The organism is Ureibacillus sp. GCM10028918 (assembly GCF_042666115.1).
Classification (GTDB): domain Bacteria; phylum Bacillota; class Bacilli; order Bacillales_A; family Planococcaceae; genus Ureibacillus.
Window position 1 is genome coordinate 516,209 of record NZ_JBHTFK010000002.1, and the last position, 19,151, is coordinate 535,359.

Below are 19,151 nucleotides of genomic sequence, written 5' to 3' on the forward strand. Positions count from 1 at the left end.
GGTGTTAGGATGACAAAATTATGGGGAGGTCGTTTCCAAAAGTCCGCTGAAAGCTGGGTAGACGAATTTGGAGCTTCCATTGGTTTTGACCAACAATTAGTAATGGAGGATATCGAAGGCAGTGTTGCACACGTGACAATGCTGGGGGCACAAGGAATTTTAGACTCTAAAGATGTAGAGCAAATTCTTGGTGGTTTAGCAGAGTTAAAACTTCTGGCAGAGGCTGGAGAACTCGAGTTCAGTGTAGCAAATGAGGATATCCATTTAAATTTAGAAAAAATGTTGACGGATATTATTGGACCGGTTGGAGGAAAACTCCATACTGGCCGTAGCCGTAACGACCAAGTTGCAACAGATATGCATTTGTTTTTGAAAAAACGTGTTATTGAAGTAGTAAAATTGATCGAAACATTCCAAAAAACTATTTTGGAAAAAGCAGAGCAGCATGTAGAAACAATTGCACCAGGTTACACACACTTACAACGTGCTCAACCAATTAGCTTTGCTCACCATCTAATGGCGTATTTCTGGATGCTGGAGCGAGATAAAGAACGTTTTAATGAATCGATGAAACGAATTGACATCTTACCTTTAGGTGCAGGAGCAATGGCGGGAACAACTTTCCCGATCGACCGCGTAAAATCAGCGGAGTTATTAGGATTTAGCAATGTGTATGCTAATTCCATGGATGCCGTAAGTGATCGTGATTTTATTGTGGAATTTCTTTCAAATTCATCGCTTGTAATGACGCATTTATCACGTTTTGCAGAGGAAATTATTATCTGGTCTACAGATGAATTTAAGTTTATTGAGCTTGACGATGCTTTTTCAACAGGTTCATCGATTATGCCTCAAAAGAAAAATCCAGATATGGCAGAACTTATACGTGGCAAGACTGGTCGCGTTTATGGAAACCTTATGGGATTGTTAACGGTGTTAAAAGGTACGCCATTAACTTATAACAAGGATATGCAGGAAGATAAAGAAGGTATGTTTGATACAGTTCATACAGTCCTTGGTGCATTGAAAATCTTTGAAGGTATGGTTCGTACAATGACTGTTAAAACAGAAAGGCTTCACCAAGCTGTTCATAGTGATTTTTCTAACGCGACAGAACTTGCAGACTATTTGGCAACAAAAGGAATGCCATTCCGTGAAGCGCATGAAGTCACGGGAAAACTTGTCTTTACATGTATTCAAAGAGGCATTTTCCTATTAGATTTACCTCTTGAGGACATGCAAAATGAAAGTAAGTTGATTGAGCAAGATGTATATGACGTGTTAGCGCCAGAAGCTGCTGTAAGACGTCGAAATTCCTTAGGGGGCACTGGCTTCGATCAAGTTCGCCTTCAACTTGAAAAAGCAAAAACCTGTCTTTAAATAGTGGATACAAACCTAAATTTAGGATTTGTTATAAAAGGCGCGCTATTAATGTTGTACAGGGATGCACAATAGTTTGCCGACTTTTATCTGGAAGCCAGAGGGTAACTTGATAAAAGAAGAACTTTATAAGCAACCATTACTTTTTTAAGTATTGGTGAACATATAAAGTTACATAAACCGTTCTCGGGGTCGCGAGGCGGTTTTTTTGTTTTATGGGACTAAATTGGTTGAGTTGAGCAGAATTATTTTGTTTACTGGCGACATACCGGAGTATATAGGCGGATGTTGTAAATTTTCTCATGAGTTAACTCCATTTATTTGGGAATTTCACCATAAATTTAGCTCATTCTTTATTTAAAAGAAAATGACCTTCACCATATAGATAAAGGTCATTAGATTTTGCGATTTGAACAGGCTCGTCTAATTTAAAAAGGATATTCTCTTGGTTTTGTCTGTACTGAAATCCACTTTGTGACTGTAAATTCATCTACAATCCAAGGATTACCGAAACGTCCTACACCACTATCTCGCATACCCCCAAATGGAGCTCTAGGTTCATCGTTAACGGTTTGGTCGTTTAAATGGGTCATGCCAAATTCAATATTAAGTGCATATTCTCGAGCGCGATCCAAGTCTCCAGCAAAAATTGCCGAACTTAATCCGTATATTGTATGATTCGCAAATTCGATTGCTTCATCATCAGATGACGCTTTGATAAGTGGAACGATGGGACCAAATAATTCTGTTTGAGCTAGTTCACTGTCATTTTTTACATTTCCAAAAATAGTTGGTGTAAGGACATTTCCAATTAATTCTCCATCTAATAACACTTCTGTTCCTTGCGCTTTCGCTTTGGAAATATTTTGTAAGGAGAATTCTAATTGTTTTTTATTAATAATTGGTCCAATGATTACTTCATGATTTCGTGGATCGCCATATTTTAGAGATTTTACACGTTCCACAAATTTTTTTGCAAATTGTTCATATAAATCTTCATGAATAATGATACGATTTGTAATCATACATATTTGACCTTGATGAAGGAATTTGCCGAATACCGCAGCCTTTACAGCTTGATCTAGATGTGCATCCGATAATACTACAAACGGTGCATTTCCTCCGAGTTCAAGAGCAACTCGTTTAAACAAACCTCCTGCTAAGGTACCAATATGGCGTCCAACTTCTGTCGAGCCGGTAAAGCTAACAAGCCGAACAACAGGATGCTCAACCATTAAATCACCAATGATGGACGTTTTTGTCAGGACACTCTGGAATACACCTGCTGGAATTCCACCTTCTTCAAATGCTTTAGCAATTAATGAACCTGAAGATAAGCTTACTTGTAAATCAGCTTTGTGAACTACTGTATTTCCTAATGCTAAAGCTGGCGCTATAGTACGCATTGATAAATATAATGGAAAGTTAAACGGAGCGATCGATGAAACAACGCCTAAAGGTATGCGATGTATTTCATTAACTTTATTCGGAATAACTGATTGTTCAGTACGAACTTCGTGGACTTTATCGATTGTCGTAAGTGCTTCTTGCAATACGCCAACAGTGCTTCCATATTCTACATTCGCTTTAATGAAGCTGCTGCCCGACTCGACAATTAATAACTCTATAATTTCGTCTTTATTCTGTTCAAAGTAGGTGATTGCTTTTTCAATAACACTTCTTCGTATTTCAGGCGATTTTCCCCATTCTTTTTGAGCTTTCTGTGCTTCCTCGAATGACTGAATGACTTGTTCTTTTGACGCCATATTAACGGTCGCTAATACTGTATCATCAAATGGGTTTGTAATATCAAAAGTTTTTCCTGAATCACCATCAACCCATTGTCCATTTAAAAAGCTTTTATTTAACGATGTGAATTGGTTCATTTATATTCCTCCCAAGAACTACCTGTATGAAGCATTTGTTGTTGGATGATACTTATTTAGATTGCTCATAAATTTGCTGATTATGAATGCTTTTATTGTTAATTAATACATATGTGAAGGGCGAATATCCTTTTTCGATTAGAAAAGACTAATCGAAAGGAGGATTGAGGTCGGTTGAAAACAAAACTTGCTGTTTCTGTGCTCTTGGTTTTAAGTACGATTGCGGTTGGAAAGATATTGACGGTACCTCCAGAAAATGAAACAACGAGTGCACAAGAGGTTGCCCCTGCTTACGCCAAATGGGGAAGAGTTGCCATGAAAAATGTGATGGCGAAATATCCAACCTCGGATGTAATCGACTATTTGCATATCGGGAGAGAAGTTGGGAGCGTCACTTCTGTTGAAAAATTTAAGCTTTGGTTAAGAGCAGAAGACAATAGTGAATTTGGCGTCTTTGTCGATATTACATTTAACAACCAAACTGAAGAAATTGTTGATATTAAATATACGGAAACAAAACAATAAAATTTTAAAAGAGGTGCGAATTTGGCACCTCTTTTATTTATCCACTTCAATTTTAAATACGAATGTACTGTCTCCACTTGTACCGGAATCGTCTTTTTCCCATATTGCATAGTAAGCAATTATATAAACCCCCTCCGTGTCAGGTGCTTTAAACTTGTTCTCCTTATTTATAGTAAACTCTTCACTTTGATTGGAATCAGCATTTGTAATGGTAAGGGTTTGCTGTGAAGGTGGGCGTAGCGTAAGTATGGAGATTGTTTTTTTTTTCGTAACTTTTATTGGCTCAGTAGATTCAACAATTTCAGTAGGGGAGGGAACACTTAAACATTCTGCTGAGTTCACATTCCTCCAACAATAAGAACCTTGTTCGGTAGTATATGTTGTATCTTCTATTTGAAAGTGCACAGGTGGGGGGAGGAAGTTATGGCTAGAAATTTTATTTGATGGTTCCGTTTGTTCTCCATTAGAACATCCTGCAATGAATAATAAGAGACATAATGAAACTACGTTTTTTTTCAAAAGCAAGCTCCTTCCTGTGTTCCATATTCATTTACGTTCAAAATCAAATAGTTATGCTTATATATACAAGTTTATTGCGAAATTTTATGTTTTTTGAGTAGTTCTTCCATCATAATTGTCTATAAAGGTAAGGTGGTGAAAATGTTATCTTTCAAATTTGAACAAGTAAATGAATTGAATTCAAACAAGTGATTACGTCATAATTTGGAACTATCTCTTATGAATATTAGTTTTTAATCTTTCTTATATTCTTCATTTGATTAAATAGAATTATTCGCTCATAACTTATTTCAACGGTCATATTGATTATTTACGACTAGTAAATCTTCAGGTAGTTTAAAAGTTTATTGAAGAAAAGAGGTGTACCAATTGGCTATACTCTATAAAGAATACGGTGATAAAAGTGCTGAATTGATGGTGTTTTTACATGGCGGGGGAGTAAGTGATTGGATGTGGGATCAACAAATTCAGTATTTCACTAACTATCATTGCATTGTACCAATCCTACCTGAGCATGGGATAAATAATAATGTGATTAATTTTTCTATTAAAGGCAGTGCAGAAGAAGTAATTCGATTAATCGAAGATAAAGCTAGTGGAGAGAAGGTAATACTCATTGGCTTTTCCTTGGGCTCTCAAGTCATCATGCAAATTTTAAGTATGAAACCTAATTTAATAGATTATGCCATTATAAACAGCGCTTTGGTGCGACCGATGGCATACGGCAAACATTTTATAAAACCCATTATCAAATGTTTATTGCCATTAGTTAAAAATAGATTTTTTTCCAAACTACAGGCTAAAACATTGTATGTAAATGAAGCCTACTTTGAAAAATATTATGAAGAAAGTTCCAAAGTAAGACCTGATACACTGATTAGAGTATTAGAAGAAAACATGTCGTTTGAAATACCTAAAGATTTCGAAAAGGCAAGTACCAAGATCTTGGTTACTGTCGGTGAGAAGGAAAAAGCTATAATGAAAAAGTCTGCAAAGGATATTGTGGAAGCTAACTCAAATTGTATCGGCATCATTTTACCTAAAATTGGGCATGGAATTCCTTTAGCAATGCCGGCCTACTTTAATCAGATGGTAGAAGCGTGGATAGAGGAAAGTAAACTACCAAAGGATTGCAAAGTAGTTAGCAATTTATACTTGGAATCTTGATTAAAGTAAAACCTAAAAACAAGACTATCTCTCTAAGAAGACTGAAAAGGCACTTCAAACAAGTAAAACAGTTTAAAGTGCCGTTCTACTAGTCTCTTATTTGACCATTTCCGTAAATGAAGTATTTTGTCGATGTTAATGCAGGCAAGCCCATTGGACCACGAGCATGCAGCTTCTGGGTACTGATTCCAATCTCTGCACCGTAGCCATACTCAAAGCCATCTGTAAATCTTGTGGAAGCATTGTGATAAACGGCTGCTGCATCGACAGAGGTTAGGAAAGTTTTTGCTGCCAAACTATCTTCCGTCACGATGGATTCGGAATGGTTCGTACCATATAGATTAATATGATCAATCGCTTCATAGACATTTTCAACAACTTTCACACTCAGTGTTAAGTTTAAGAACTCCGCTGCATAATCTTCTTCTGTTGCCAGTGTTGCTGTTGGGGACAAGTTACATACATGTTCGTCGCCAATAATTGTTATGCCTTGTCCTTCTAAATCCCCTAATAGCTTACCGCCGTGTTGTGAAAACCAATTACGTTGTATAAGCAAACTTTCCACAGCGTTACAAACAGATGGTCGTTGTGTTTTTGCATTAAGAATGATTTTTACCCCCATTTCATAATCTGCACTAGCATCTACATAAACATGGCAATTTCCCGCCCCGGTTTCTAATACAGGAACAGAGGCTTCACTTACAACTAAGTCAATTAGCCCTTTGCCGCCCCGAGGGATTAATACGTCTAAATATTCTTTTAAGTGGAATAATTCCTTTGCCGTCTCGTGACTCGTATCTTCGATTAACTGAACAGATTCTAACGGAAGGGAAGTGTGCCCCAATGCACGGTGAATTGTTTCGACAAGTACAATGTTCGAAAATTTAGCTGATGAGCTTCCGCGTAAGATTACCGCATTTCCAGTTTTTAAGCTGAGTGTAGCCGCATCAATTGTTACGTTTGGTCGAGCCTCATATATCATGCCGATAACACCAATTGGCACCCGGCGTTTTTCTATCAGAAGCCCATTTTCCTTTGTTGTCTTCTCAAGTAGTTCGCCAACTGGGTCCTCGAGTTTGATAAGTTGGTGAATTCCTTCTGCCATAGCTCGAATTCGGGCTTCGTTCAACATAATTCGATCAAGTGTAGATCCTGATAGACCTTTTTCTTTCCCGGCAAGTAAATCTTTTTTGTTTTCGTCTATGATAGTGACTTGATCAATTAATAATTGATCTGCGATTTTTTCTAGCGCTTCATTTTTTTCAAGAGCAGTTTTTAGATTCAAGATATAGCTTGCTTGTTTTGCTAGTTTTCCTTTAAGCCGTACTTCACTTTCTGTTGCAATGTTCGTCATATATAAATGCTCCTATCTAATATTATATTTTTTTGCCAAGTTACTATGCTTTAACCCATTTATCACGATGAATCACTTCGATTGAAGTGGTGACAATTTCATTTGTTCGCTTTCCTAGTGCAAGGGCAAGTTCATTACTGGAATATAAAACCTCACCTCGTCCCAGCAATTTTGTTTCGCTATAAACCTCCACAACATCCCCTTTGAAAAAGACACCTTCTAATTTATATATCCCTGCTGGAAGCAAGCTTTTTCCTTTAAGTAAAATTGCTTCAGCAGCTCCTTTGTCGATATAAAGTTTTCCTGAAACTTCAGTAAATGAAATCCATTGTTTAGGAGTAGGAAGGGAGGAGTTCTGATCATTTCCAATGTAAGTCCCATCACCCAGACCGTTCAGTATGTCCAGTAATTTGTTTTCTCCTTCTCCATTACCAATGAAGACTTTAACGCCAGCTTGCAGAGCAGTTCGGGCAGCTAATAATTTTGACTGCATCCCACCTGTGCCAATTTTAGAACTTGAACCGGATGCGATTTCCAAGGCATCATCTGTAATAGTAGATAAATACCGTATTTGTTTGGCATTTGGATTTTTGGGATTATGATCATAAAGCCCATTAATATCCGTTAAAATGATGAGGTGGTCTGCGTGAATAAGTCCACTGACTAAAGCTGAAAGCATGTCATTATCTCCAAATGTTAATTCTGAAACCGAAACCGTATCATTTTCATTGATAATGGGGATAATATCTCGCTCTAGAAGTTCAGTAAAAGTCGCATAGGCATTTCTATACCGATCCTTTTTCGAGAAATCAGTGCGTGTAAGGAGTATCTGGGCTGTGGTAATTTGATGACTGTTAAAAAGCTCTGAATAATATTGGATGAGTAAGCTTTGACCAACCGCTGCTGCTGCTTGTTTTCCTTTTAATGTGACAGGACGTGATGGATAACCTAATTTGCGAAAGCCTGCAGCTACCGCTCCTGATGAAACAAGCAAAACATCGTGGCCATGCTGATTTAATGCTGCAAGTGATGAAATATGATCACAAAGTTTGTCATGATCAATTTCGCCTTTAGTGTTGGTAAGGGAGCTACTACCAATTTTGACAACAATACGTTTGTTTTCCACGTAAGTTCCTCCTATATCTTTTAACATCGTTTTGGAAAATGACTGATTTTTAGTAGGGGTTACACTAATTTAAAAAATAAAAAGCCCTTTTCACCCTATAAATTAGGGCGAAAAAGGCTACTTTTCCGTGGTACCACCTAGATTGGAATGCAAAAAGCAATTCCCACTTGTGCTCATAACGCTTGAGTCTGCGTCTAGTTTTGCTAGAGGCTAGCGAAGTAGGTTCTGTAATCCTTTTTGTACGATGTCTTTCAGCCGGTGAACATCGCTCTCTTGCCAATAGGGTTTTACGTACTAGTCTTCGATAAGCTGATTTATATTGAATCTAATATGCAATAAATTTACGAAATTGTCAATAGATTTACACGAAAGTTCTGAATATTTAAAAGTGCAGAAAAAAGAGACATCTACAATAGTGATGTCTCAGATGTTGTTAAGCTACTAAAGTTAACTTTGTATAAGAAAGAATTGCTGGTGATTCGATTTTTTGTAATACCGTCATCGCTTCTTCTTTTGTGTCAAATTCAAAAATTCGATAAGTTTTTTCCTCAAAAATTGTTACTACCCACATGGCTGGCCGCCTCCTAATTTTTTGATTAAATTTATCTTCAAAAACCGTTGCAATTTTGTTAATAATACATAATTAAAGAACTAAAGGTTAATTTGTAAAGGATAAGATGGCGGAGCTTTTGAAACCCTTGAGGGCTAGACTTGCTTCCATTTTGTCTTCAAACTCAAACATACGATACCTATTATTCTCAAATACAGTGATCACCCACATGATAGAATCTCCTCCATTAAATAGTATCATTTGTTATATAACAAAGCGTGTTGCGTTTGAGTTTTTCGGTTGTTGTTATATATCAACTTGAATTCATTGTACACCTAAAATTAGGAAAAGAAAATAGCTAGTGAAACATTTCACATATTGTTCATATTGAGTACGGTTTCATAAAATTTTGTAATTTATCCAGAAGAAATTAGGTACTATTTAATGAAACTCATTGTTAAAGCAACCTTAATTCCTGGAGCAGAAATTATTGAAGAGGATAATAAAAAAATCTTTATAGAGGGGATTGTAGTGGTACATGGGGTTATTAACTTTGCGAAATCAAATTTAGTGAAAAGTTAAGAGTCGGTAAGACAAGACCAACTCTTTTTAAAAAAACTATTTAGTTCAGACGTTCCCATTCTTCTCGTAGAAGCCCCATTCGAATCGAGTCGTAATACGTATCGTTATAAAAACGAACTTTACGAATGCGGGCCTCTAGTGTCATACCGAGGTTTTCGCCAACACGAATCATCCGTTCATTTCCTGACCATGTTGTGTAGCCTACTCGTACAAGTGGCATTGTTGAAAATAGATGATCGATCCATAATTTCATGGCCCTAGTACCAAGACCCTTACCCCAAGAAGATGCTTCATGGAAAACAATGCCCATTTCAAGCCACTTGGATGGCTCATGCTCCCAATAATAAGAAATGGTTCCTCGAACTTTACCGTCTACTTCAATTGCCCAAAAATGATTACTATTAACTAGTGTTTTTCCCTCAGGCAAAAATTCCTCATAAGTCATCGCTTGATGAGGGTAGTATGGTGCGTCCCATTTTTTCCATTCAGGCTGTTCTTCACTGTAAATAAGCTCCCATAGCCTTGATAAATCACTTTCTTTAATTGGACGGATTGTTAAATTTTTATCTGAATACATGATTAACCTCTTTTCAGGTAGTAGTTAGGCTTGCATTTGTGGATTAAAAAGAGTGTTTGCTTCTTACTTTTCAATCACTTTTTCATTTGTGGTCATTTGCATCACACCTTTTATAATAGTAATTCAATTATAACTTAGGATTACTATTTTTTACTACATTCTTCCAATAGGTTACTAGATTGATAAAATCATTTTATTTGCTTTTAAAATGAAAACAAACTATATTATTGAGGGGTCAATGATTGATGCCTCAAACAATATATAGTAGCAAAAATCGAGTATGTAAGTTTAACTAGGAGGGATACGAATGAAGTTTACAGCTTCAGAGCAGGAAGAGCTGTTGTTTTTATTTAAGACACTTAGCAATCAGCTAGGTCCCAAGTTTGAGAAAAATACTAACTTTAGCTTATCTCGCTTTGAGCTTTTGTATCAACTAGTGCAATATGATGAAATTTCTCAATCTCGGTTACAAAAAATCATTAATATTGATCATGCCGCTATTACACGTCACCTCAAACAATTAGAGGCGGATGGATTAGTATCCAGAAGGCGAAATCCGACTGATAACCGTGAAACGATTGTCCATTTAACAGATGAAGGCTACAAACAGATCATGAGTTGTCAAAAGGATAAATCAAGTTTTGCTAACCAAATGTTTCAACTATTTAGTAATGTAGAATTACGGAGTTTAATGGGTATGCTGAAGCGTATCCAAGAAAATATAAAGTAAAATTACAATCAAAGGTATACCCTTTAAGATAGGAGTTTTTGAATATGAAAGATTATTTAGTAAGAGCAGTAGGATTTAATGGACAAGTTCGTGCATTTGCAGCACGTACTACAGAAACAGTTGGAGAGGCACAAAAAAGACATAATACATGGCCAGTAGTTTCAGCTGCACTAGGTCGCTCTATGACAGCAAGTGTGATGATGGGTGCGATGCTGAAAGGTGAAGACAAAATTACTGTTAAAGTAGAAGGTAATGGTCCGATTGGCGCAATGGTGCTTGACGCGGATGCAAAAGGGAATGTCCGTGGTTTTGTCACAAATGGTCAAGTTCACTTTGATTTAAATGCACAAGGAAAATTGGACGTACGTGCCGGAGTGGGAACGGAAGGCTTCTTATCTGTTGTCAAAGATCTAGGAATGAAGGATATGTTCTCGAGTCAAGTTCCCATTGTATCTGGTGAAATTGCGGAAGACTTTACTTACTACTTTGCTACAAGTGAACAGGTGCCTTCATCAGTAGGATTAGGAGTTCTAGTAAATCCTGATAATACAATACTAGCAGCTGGAGGGTTCATTATTCAGCTTATGCCAGGTTGTGAAGAGGATACTATTGCTGCATTAGAAAAGCATTTAGCAACAATTGAACCTGTTTCAAAGATGATTGAAAAAGGAATGACACCTGAAGAAATATTAACAGTAGTCCTGGGTGAACAAGGAGATGTACAGTTTTTAAATACAATGCCTGTACAATTCCAATGTACATGCTCAAAAGAGCGTTATAGCAGTGCTCTGATTGGATTAGGTGTGCAAGAATTAGAAGAAATGATTGAAGAACAAGGAAGTATCGAAACACAATGTCACTTCTGTCTAGAAACTTATGATTTTTCAGAAGCAGAATTACAAAGCTTAGTAAATGAAATTAAAACCCAATTAAATTAATTTTGAGCCTATTTTAATCTTTAAAAGATAAAATAGGCTTTTTATTGATTATTAAAATCCATTATTATGTAAATAATGCAGAATAAGTGAGATTGTGGGAGGGAGAAGTAATTTTGAGAATTATACTGTTAATGGTAAGCTGTACGATATTTCTTCTAACTGGCTGCTCATTCTTTAACACTTCCAATTCTTCTGAACAACTGAAGAGTGAAATGATCGAAGTAACAAAGGTAGAGAATGAAGAGCTAGAAGTGATTGCAGATCGTCTAAATATTCCGTGGTCAATCGAAAAAGCAGGGGATTTATTTTATTTATCAGAAAGAACAGGTGGTATTGCCAAGATTCAGAATGGAGAAGCCGAAAAGCAGACCGTTGAGCTTGAAAAAGAGTTGGCCACCGCTTCAGAAGCCGGATTATTGGGGTTTGTCCTTTCACCTGATTTCGAGCAATCCCAAAGAGCTTATGCTTACTACACTTATGTTGATGAATCTGGTCAATTTAACCGCATTGTAACACTACATCATGAAGGAAACACTTGGAAGGAAGAATCACTTCTTTTAGATAAAATTCCTAGTGGAACTCGACATCACGGTGGTCGTATTGAAATTGGTCCGGACGAAAAGCTTTATGCAACAGCTGGTGATGCAGGGGATACAACAACTCCGCAAGACTTGAACTCTTTAGGCGGCAAAATTTTAAGAATGAATCTGGATGGCTCCATACCAGCTGACAACCCTTTTCCTAATTCATATATTTACAGCTACGGACATCGCAACCCTCAAGGAATTACTTGGTCATCTGATGGTACTATGTATGCAAGTGAACATGGAAATGATGCGAATGATGAAATCAATGTGATCGAACCCGGTCAAAACTATGGATGGCCAATAATAGAAGGTAACGAACAAAAAGAAGGAATGGTGACACCACTCTTTACTTCAGGGCCTGAATCGACTTGGGCGCCTTCTGGATTAAGTTATATTGACGATAAATTATATGTTGCCGCCTTGAGAGGGCAAGCAGTTTTAGAATTTGATTTACAAAAGAAAAATGAGCATGAATTTGTTAAAGGTCTTGGTCGAATTCGCGATGTGTTTGTGGATGGCCCATTTCTATATTTAATTAGCAATAATACAGATGGACGAGGAACCCCGGCTGAAAATGATGATAAATTATACCGAATTCGGCTTTCCAGATAAATTGATGCATAAGTAGAATAACTCAGAGTGTAGACAATGTCGATTAGTCGACTTTGTCTACACAATCTTAATACATTCTCTAAATATACACTAGACTGTCTTGAGGGCGTTTGTCGACAATTACGATGAATATCATAGTAAGTTGCTTTATATTTGAATTTAATCATTATTTATATTTAAAAATTGATTGACCCTATCAACAAATGGGTCAATGGGGTAGCTGTTATAAAGAGCGCTAGATAAACGAATTGGATCACCAAAAAAATATCTTTCATACTGTGTTTGTCTAGTTCCAAAAGCACTCATAGATAAATCCCATGCTAACCGAAAGACCTTTACTCTATCAAATGCAGGTTTAGTTGCTGCCTGAAGATATTGATCTAAATCCTCACGAATAGTAGAGTGAAATGCATTTTCTGTAGGTAAAGTAATCATTCCACTTGCACCAATCAGTTGAATAATTTCAATAAATCGCGGATAGATTTTAGGGAATAGATTTCCTGCTACCTTTAGTGGAAGAATATCTGGTCTCATGTATCCCCATTCATCTAGGGAAGCGTGGTTTTCTGATTTCTCCAGCAAAGCTTTTAATGTCTCAACACCCACAATTATTTCTGACATTTTTTCTTGAATATGATGGTATTCTCTAATCTTAATAGTATCTATAAGTATTTGAGCAAGACCTAGGATAAATTCGCTTTTCGCGATTTGCCGGGTTAAAGCCTGGTGTTTTGCGAAGGCATGGAAGGAGCACCTCTCTAAAAATTCTTCTGCGACATCTCCATTGTTATAAAAGAATACTCTATCCCAAGATACTAAAACATTATCAAAAACAACGATGGAGTCCATTTCCTCATACCTGGAACTTAAAGGATGATCATATTCAGACTCTCCGCCAATAAATGAATCTCTACAAATAAATTTTAACCCTTTTGTGTTCGAAGGAATTGAGAACGCAAAGGCTTCATCTTCTTCAGTGAAAAGGGAATTCACAACACTAAAAACTAATACTTCATCAGTCAAACCACCTTGAGTAGCGAGGAGACGAGCCCCTTTAATAACAATCCCTTGCTCATTTACTTCAATTACTTTCGCTGCAATTGGCAAATTGCTATTTTCAACATAAACATTAGAACGATTCACCTGTGGGGTAATAAATGTATGTGTAAAAGATAAGTCTTTTTCTCTTGCAGTTTCATATAATCTAATCAAATTTTCAGGAAAGCTATTCTTTTTTCCTTTTAAGTATTCAGCAGAAGTAGCAAAGCTCATTAACACGGTGTTAAGATAATCTGGACTTCGACCCATAATACCATTTGTGTAAGCTGCCCAATGTTCAATCATTTTCCTTCTTTTTAGTAAGTCTTCTTTTGATTTCGGTGCAAGAAATGAAAGACCAACAGCATTTCCTGATAGTGGAGATTGAAAGGTCATTTCATCTTTTAATTTGGGATTATGTTGTAAATCATAAAGTGAAGCTTTTGATTGCAGTATCCCTTTAAACTGTTCATGTTCCGAAAGCAAACCGGTAATTCGTTTTCCATCAACCCAAATTTCAGGGTTCAATTGATTAATCCTATTAATAAATTCTTGCCCATTAATAGCCCCCATGTTTTACACTCCCTAAAATTAATTTCTAAGATTTAGATATATTCAAAAGCTGTTAACAAGTTCGATATCGTTTTATTTTATTTGAATAAGATCAAATTCGTACTTTTTCTAGAGAGGATTATAAAAATTTTAACAAATATTTTCAGTCTTACTGAGGGTTCAGCAACTAATAAGGTCTGTTGAAAATTTTTTTGAATATAATAAGAAAAAGTTCAATGTCATGAAGTATGTTGGATTTTTACAAAAAAATTCAAAGTAATTTCATAAAAAATAAATTGAGATTGCTATGTAGAAATTTTGGTAGATTACAAGTATAATAAAAGTATAACGTGACGGTTTGGAGGGAAGTAAATTGGGATCGAGAAACTGAAAATTGGCGAATTAGCAGTAATAACTGGGATCACTAAACGCACAATCGATTATTATACAAATCTGGGGTTGTTAAAAGCTGAACGTTCTACTTCAAATTATCGTTTCTATACTTCAGAAACAATCGAACGTATTCGTGTCATCGAAGAAATGAAAGCACAGGGCATGTGCCTAAATGAAATAAAAATATCATTAGAAACAGAAAATGTGCAAAATGAAGAAATGGATTTACAAAATATATGTCTTCATATGAAAACACTACAAACAGAAATTTCAAACCTTGTTGAAATAATGCAACAACAGGAACAATCGAAAAAGGATTCGATAAAAAATAAAGTCTCTTCTGAAAGTGTTGCTTTAATGCAATCTTTATTATTACTTATAACCTAGGAGGTGAAGTCTTACTTTTTTAAGTAAGACGATGATTGACCGCATTAAATTTAACGATATTTGCAATTTTAATTGCTTTAACTGCATTTTTTGTGGCTACTGAGTTTGCCATTGTAAAGGTAAGGCAGTCAAGGATCGACCAATTAGTAGCTGAAGAAAGGAAAGGAGCTTTAGCTGCTAAACATGTAACTACCCACCTGGATGAATACCTATCTGCCTGTCAATTGGGGATTACTGTAACGGCGCTGGGTATTGGTATGGTTGGTGAATCAACGTTTGAGTTTATCTTGGAGCCTTTCTTTGGAATGTTCGGAATTGGTGAGCAATATATCCATTATTTCACAATTGCTGCAGCCTTTATAATTGCAACATTTTTGCATGTTGTAGTTGGGGAACTTGCACCAAAAACTGCCGCCATCCAAAAAGCAGAAACAATTACACTTTTATTCGCAAAACCAATTATGATTTTCTATAAAATTCTTTACCCTTTTATTTGGTTCTTAAATGGAGCAGCCCGTTTATTAGTTGGGATTTTCGGAATGAAACCTGCTTCGGAACATGAACTTTCACATACAGAAGAAGAACTCCGTTTATTAATGACGGAAAGCTATAAAAACGGTGAAATCAATCAAAATGAACTAAAATATGTTAATAAAGTATTTGAATTTGATGATCGAATTGCTCGTGAAGTTATGGTACCCAGAACCGATATTATCGGATTTGACAAAAATGCAACCTATGACGAAGTATTAACGACGATTCAAGAAGAGCGTTATACAAGATATCCTGTATACGAAGATGACCGTGACAATATTATTGGGTTTATTAATATTAAAGACTTCTTGACTCAGGGTTTAAGTAATCGTATTACTGTAGAAAATTTTACTTTAGAAAGATTTATTAATCCCCTGATTTACACAACGGAAATTACACCTATTCAAGATCTACTAACGAGAATGCAAAAAGAACGCACGCATATTGCCATCCTCTTGGATGAATATGGCGGCACTTCTGGTCTTGTAACCGTTGAAGATATTTTGGAGGAATTAGTAGGAGAAATTCGAGATGAGTTTGACGATGACGAAGTTCCTGAAATTCGCAAAGTAAAAGATGGTCATTTTATTGTCTACTCAAAAATATTATTAGGAGAAATATCTCGATTTTTAAAGATTGAGATTGATAACCCGGATGTCGATACACTAGGTGGTTGGTACTACTCGCAAGATGTGGAATTGAATCAAGAACAAGTGATCGAACATGGAGGCTATACGTTCTCGATACACGAAATTGACGGACTTCAGTTACGCTATATTGATATAAAACAAAATTCTAACTTAACTGTTTAAACCATTATTCAACCTCTTATGTCTTTTTTAGACTTAAGAGGTTTTATATTTCCAGCAACTTTTGTAAAGAATCTTTGGATAGCGTTTAGTCCTTGGATAATAGCTAGAGGGGGAATATTTTGCGGAATCTATATTCGATTTTGTTTCTTTGTTTTGCCGGACTCATACTAGTTGCTTGTTCAATTGATGATGATAATGATGATAAATATTTGACAAGAGTAGATATTCTTGTTGTAAATGATGAGGCTATGGAAGAAGAAGACATGATTGTCGACCTAGTAACACTTGACTCTATTAAAAGCTTGCTGGAAGAAATACGATGGGAACCAAAATCAAAACCAGAAATAACAGGATCGGAAGATTTCGTCGCTACACTTTTTTATACCATTAATGAGGATAGGCAAGATCAGCTTTATCTATACCGAATGTGGATTAATTCAGATAACTCCCTAAGCATCATCAGTAATAATGAAGATGAAGGGTATGGTACTTTGAATGAGGAGAATGCGGACAAATTGAAAAATCTTTTTGAAAGCTATTTGTAAAAAGGATTGTTCTTAGTATAGGAGGTGTTTCCATGTTGGAGCACCTCTTTTATTTATGTTCGGTAATTTCTAAGAATAAATCCCGCTTAGTTTTTAATCTTGCATTCCTATAGAGAGGGCGTACTAGCACGATTAAGACAAGCATATATTGGGGCAATCAATGTTATCAATAGGCGAAAAACGTGAGCTGCACATGAATGTTATATTTTAAATAAGCAGGTGATTGGTTGAAAAAGTTAATGATTGATGAAGGATTGTTGTTAACTGATATGGAAATTCAATATAGAGGAAGAAAATTACATTTAACACGCGTATTAATCGATACTGGTTCATCCAACTCAATTATTTCCTCAGATATAGCAGAAACAATTGGAATTATTCCGGAAGCACACGACCCTATTTACCGTATATGTGGTGTGGGTGGGGCTGAAATTGTGTATTCTAAAATGCTAGACTCCATTACAATCGGACATATGAAAGCAGAACAAGTACAAATAGAAATAGGATCCATGAATTACGGAATCTATTTAGAAGGTATTATAGGTTTGAATTTGTTAAAGCGTGTCAAAGCACTCATTAATATTGAAAAACTGTTAATTCATAGTGAGAGTTAAGATATTTCAGCCCTGATACTAAATCAAGGAAGGGATTGATAAAAATGTGGACTCAGAAATTAATAGAAACCGAAAGAGGAACTTTTGAATATTTTGAAAAGGGTGAAGGAGAGCCTCTAGCAGTTACGCATTTATATAGTGAATATGATCAACGAGGGAATACCTTCGCCACCCCATTTACTAACTATTATAAAGTGCACTTAATAAATCTGCGAGGAGCTGGAAATTCCATCAGTGCTACGAGTGAGGAACAGTACAGTATGGCCCAAAGCGTCCTGGATCTAGAGGCAATTAGAGCAGCTTTGAAACTAGAAAAGTGGAGTTTTGCTGGGCATTCTGCCGGGGGAATGCTTGCCTTGAAATATGTAGTCATGTTTCCGGAATCATTAATAAAGATTATTGCTGGAGGTGCTGCTGCGAGTTTTGAGTATGCTAAAGATCCCGGGAGTATTTATTGTTCCAAAAATCCAAATTTCACTCGTATTATTGAGTTAATGGAAAGCTTAAATAACTCGGGTACTTCAGTAGAAGAACGACGGAAACTAGGTTATGAATGGAGCTTAATGTCTTATGTTAGTGAAGAAAAGTTACAAGAATCATTAAAGATACCAAACAGCGGGAAAACTGTAGGACCGCGTTTGGATTATTTCAGAAAGATTGAATACCCTACATATGACGTAAGAGAGCAATTAAACGCTGTTTCTAAACCATGCTTCATTTATGCAGGGAGGTTTGATGCACAATGCCCGATGAAATACGGTAAAGAAATTGCAAGCCTAATACGAAATTCACAATTTACTCTCTTTGAGCAAAGTAATCATAATCCATTTAGTGAAGAGCAGGACAAGTTCGATGAATTTGTCCTGGGAACAACAAAAGAAACAGTCTTACAAGCAAATTAAGTCCATCCAATTTGTGCTTTCTTTTGACGTTGTCAAAAAGGTTTTTAGAAGAAAGTGTCGAATAAAGTATTATTGCTGTTTTGTTCTCTATACTAATTTACTAAAGGAGTGGCATTGACTATGGAATTTATTCGTATTACTAACATAAATGACCCTTTATTTGCTAAATTGCATGAACTTTTAGGAGAAATATTCCCACCGGAAGAAGTATTGGAATTTGAACTTTGGAAGGAGCCATTAGAGGATCCGGGAATTCGCGTTTTTGTTGCCGTTCATGAAGGAGAAGTAGTGGGTGCTACAGAATACCGCTATTATCCAGGATGGTCAATCGCAATGACAGACTTTACGATTATAGGTAAGCCAGGACTTTCTATTGGCCGTTTTTTAGCCCAAGAACGTCAAAAGGACTTAATCAGATTAGCAGAAGAACAAGGCGAAGTGTTAAAGGGTGGCTTTGCAGAAATCTATAATCCTTACATGATGAAAGAGGATTTCGACTTTGGAGGCGTGATGCCCATGAATCCTTTCGTACGTCGTGAAGTATTATCCCATTTAGGCTACAAACGGATTGATTTCCCATATTTTCATCCATCATGGAAAAATGATGGAGAGGCAGTATCAGGATTGGATTTCTGTTTCATGCCAACTGATGATAACTTAAATGAAATTCCTTCATCATTAGTAATAGATTTCTTGAAAAATTACTATTCAGTCTTACCAAATAAACCTCAGCAATGGCTTGATATGATTGCGAACTTAGAAAAACAAGAGACATTAAACTTGCTTCCTCTATAGGATAGCAATCGAGATTAACTTATAGGAAGTCAGAGAATAGAAGAGG

At 36.2% G+C, this 19,151-nt stretch carries 20 protein-coding genes; 13 read left to right on the top strand and 7 right to left on the bottom strand.

The annotated features are described in order from the left end of the window. Positions 1–9 precede the first annotated feature (9 nt). Positions 10–1,380 carry an argininosuccinate lyase gene (gene argH, locus ACFQU5_RS02540; RefSeq protein ID WP_390284387.1) on the top strand — a complete coding sequence of 457 codons (1,371 nt, stop codon included), beginning with the start codon at positions 10–12 and terminating at the stop codon, positions 1,378–1,380. 428 nt (positions 1,381–1,808) lie between these two features. On the opposite strand, the gene ACFQU5_RS02545 is transcribed toward argH, so the two are convergent. Further along, a complete protein-coding gene (locus tag ACFQU5_RS02545) occupies positions 1,809–3,266 on the bottom strand; it encodes an aldehyde dehydrogenase family protein (protein WP_390284389.1) in 1,458 nt (485 codons plus the stop codon). A gap of 174 nt (positions 3,267–3,440) precedes the next feature. Here ACFQU5_RS02545 and ACFQU5_RS02550 point away from each other — a divergent pair, with 174 nt between their 5' ends. Then, complete coding sequence (locus ACFQU5_RS02550) at positions 3,441–3,791, top strand: DUF3889 domain-containing protein (protein ID WP_390284391.1); 351 nt, start codon at positions 3,441–3,443, stop codon at positions 3,789–3,791. A 33-nt stretch (positions 3,792–3,824) separates the two neighbouring features. Here ACFQU5_RS02550 and ACFQU5_RS02555 read toward each other — a convergent pair whose 3' ends face one another. Continuing rightward, on the bottom strand, positions 3,825–4,310 hold the full coding sequence (locus tag ACFQU5_RS02555; RefSeq protein ID WP_390284393.1) for a hypothetical protein: 486 nt from the start codon (positions 4,308–4,310) through the stop codon (positions 3,825–3,827). Between the two features lie 369 nt (positions 4,311–4,679). Here ACFQU5_RS02555 and ACFQU5_RS02560 point away from each other — a divergent pair, with 369 nt between their 5' ends. Next, positions 4,680–5,477, top strand: coding sequence for an alpha/beta fold hydrolase (locus tag ACFQU5_RS02560; protein WP_390284395.1), 798 nt, complete (start codon positions 4,680–4,682; stop codon positions 5,475–5,477). An 88-nt stretch (positions 5,478–5,565) separates the two neighbouring features. Here the strand turns inward: ACFQU5_RS02560 and ACFQU5_RS02565 are convergent, their stop codons facing one another. The 3 genes from ACFQU5_RS02565 to ACFQU5_RS02575 form a co-directional block, all read right to left on the bottom strand. Further along, positions 5,566–6,831 (bottom strand): glutamate-5-semialdehyde dehydrogenase, encoded by a 1,266-nt coding sequence (locus ACFQU5_RS02565; protein WP_390284397.1) that lies wholly within the window; start codon positions 6,829–6,831, stop codon positions 5,566–5,568. A 43-nt stretch (positions 6,832–6,874) separates the two neighbouring features. Continuing rightward, the gene (proB, locus tag ACFQU5_RS02570) at positions 6,875–7,957 is read right to left on the bottom strand and encodes a glutamate 5-kinase (RefSeq protein ID WP_390284399.1); all 1,083 of its coding nucleotides are present in this window, start codon (positions 7,955–7,957) and stop codon (positions 6,875–6,877) included. A gap of 433 nt (positions 7,958–8,390) precedes the next feature. Beyond that, entirely contained in the window at positions 8,391–8,528 is a 138-nt protein-coding gene (locus tag ACFQU5_RS02575; protein WP_390284401.1) for a hypothetical protein, read from the bottom strand. A 423-nt stretch (positions 8,529–8,951) separates the two neighbouring features. Here ACFQU5_RS02575 and ACFQU5_RS02580 point away from each other — a divergent pair, with 423 nt between their 5' ends. Then, positions 8,952–9,089, top strand: coding sequence for a hypothetical protein (locus tag ACFQU5_RS02580; protein WP_390284403.1), 138 nt, complete (start codon positions 8,952–8,954; stop codon positions 9,087–9,089). Between the two features lie 40 nt (positions 9,090–9,129). Here the strand turns inward: ACFQU5_RS02580 and ACFQU5_RS02585 are convergent, their stop codons facing one another. Next, complete coding sequence (locus tag ACFQU5_RS02585) at positions 9,130–9,666, bottom strand: GNAT family N-acetyltransferase (protein WP_390284405.1); 537 nt, start codon at positions 9,664–9,666, stop codon at positions 9,130–9,132. Between the two features lie 307 nt (positions 9,667–9,973). On the opposite strand from ACFQU5_RS02585, the gene ACFQU5_RS02590 reads away from it, so the two are divergent. The 3 genes from ACFQU5_RS02590 to ACFQU5_RS02600 all read left to right on the top strand — a co-directional run bounded on the left by ACFQU5_RS02590 (position 9,974) and on the right by ACFQU5_RS02600 (position 12,533). Then, complete coding sequence (locus tag ACFQU5_RS02590) at positions 9,974–10,396, top strand: MarR family winged helix-turn-helix transcriptional regulator (RefSeq protein WP_390284407.1); 423 nt, start codon at positions 9,974–9,976, stop codon at positions 10,394–10,396. Positions 10,397–10,440: 44 nt separating this feature from the next. Continuing rightward, positions 10,441–11,334, top strand: coding sequence for an Hsp33 family molecular chaperone HslO (gene hslO, locus ACFQU5_RS02595; protein WP_390284409.1), 894 nt, complete (start codon positions 10,441–10,443; stop codon positions 11,332–11,334). A 131-nt stretch (positions 11,335–11,465) separates the two neighbouring features. Beyond that, positions 11,466–12,533: a PQQ-dependent sugar dehydrogenase gene (locus tag ACFQU5_RS02600; RefSeq protein WP_390284704.1), complete on the top strand. Its 1,068-nt coding sequence runs from the start codon at positions 11,466–11,468 to the stop codon at positions 12,531–12,533. Positions 12,534–12,692: 159 nt separating this feature from the next. On the opposite strand, the gene hpaB is transcribed toward ACFQU5_RS02600, so the two are convergent. Then, a complete protein-coding gene (gene hpaB / locus ACFQU5_RS02605; RefSeq protein WP_390284411.1) occupies positions 12,693–14,144 on the bottom strand; it encodes a 4-hydroxyphenylacetate 3-monooxygenase, oxygenase component in 1,452 nt (483 codons plus the stop codon). Positions 14,145–14,516: 372 nt separating this feature from the next. Here hpaB and ACFQU5_RS02610 point away from each other — a divergent pair, with 372 nt between their 5' ends. From ACFQU5_RS02610 to ACFQU5_RS02635, 6 genes are all read left to right on the top strand, one after another. After that, positions 14,517–14,903 carry a MerR family transcriptional regulator gene (locus tag ACFQU5_RS02610; RefSeq protein WP_390284706.1) on the top strand — a complete coding sequence of 129 codons (387 nt, stop codon included), beginning with the start codon at positions 14,517–14,519 and terminating at the stop codon, positions 14,901–14,903. Between the two features lie 35 nt (positions 14,904–14,938). Then, positions 14,939–16,249, top strand: coding sequence for a hemolysin family protein (locus ACFQU5_RS02615; RefSeq protein WP_390284413.1), 1,311 nt, complete (start codon positions 14,939–14,941; stop codon positions 16,247–16,249). A gap of 119 nt (positions 16,250–16,368) precedes the next feature. After that, positions 16,369–16,794 carry a hypothetical protein gene (locus ACFQU5_RS02620; RefSeq protein ID WP_390284415.1) on the top strand — a complete coding sequence of 142 codons (426 nt, stop codon included), beginning with the start codon at positions 16,369–16,371 and terminating at the stop codon, positions 16,792–16,794. Between the two features lie 227 nt (positions 16,795–17,021). After that, positions 17,022–17,408, top strand: coding sequence for a retroviral-like aspartic protease family protein (locus ACFQU5_RS02625; protein WP_390284417.1), 387 nt, complete (start codon positions 17,022–17,024; stop codon positions 17,406–17,408). A 44-nt stretch (positions 17,409–17,452) separates the two neighbouring features. Beyond that, positions 17,453–18,310 carry an alpha/beta fold hydrolase gene (locus tag ACFQU5_RS02630; RefSeq protein ID WP_390284419.1) on the top strand — a complete coding sequence of 286 codons (858 nt, stop codon included), beginning with the start codon at positions 17,453–17,455 and terminating at the stop codon, positions 18,308–18,310. A 120-nt stretch (positions 18,311–18,430) separates the two neighbouring features. Continuing rightward, complete coding sequence (locus ACFQU5_RS02635) at positions 18,431–19,105, top strand: GNAT family N-acetyltransferase (protein WP_390284421.1); 675 nt, start codon at positions 18,431–18,433, stop codon at positions 19,103–19,105. Positions 19,106–19,151 lie beyond the last annotated feature (46 nt).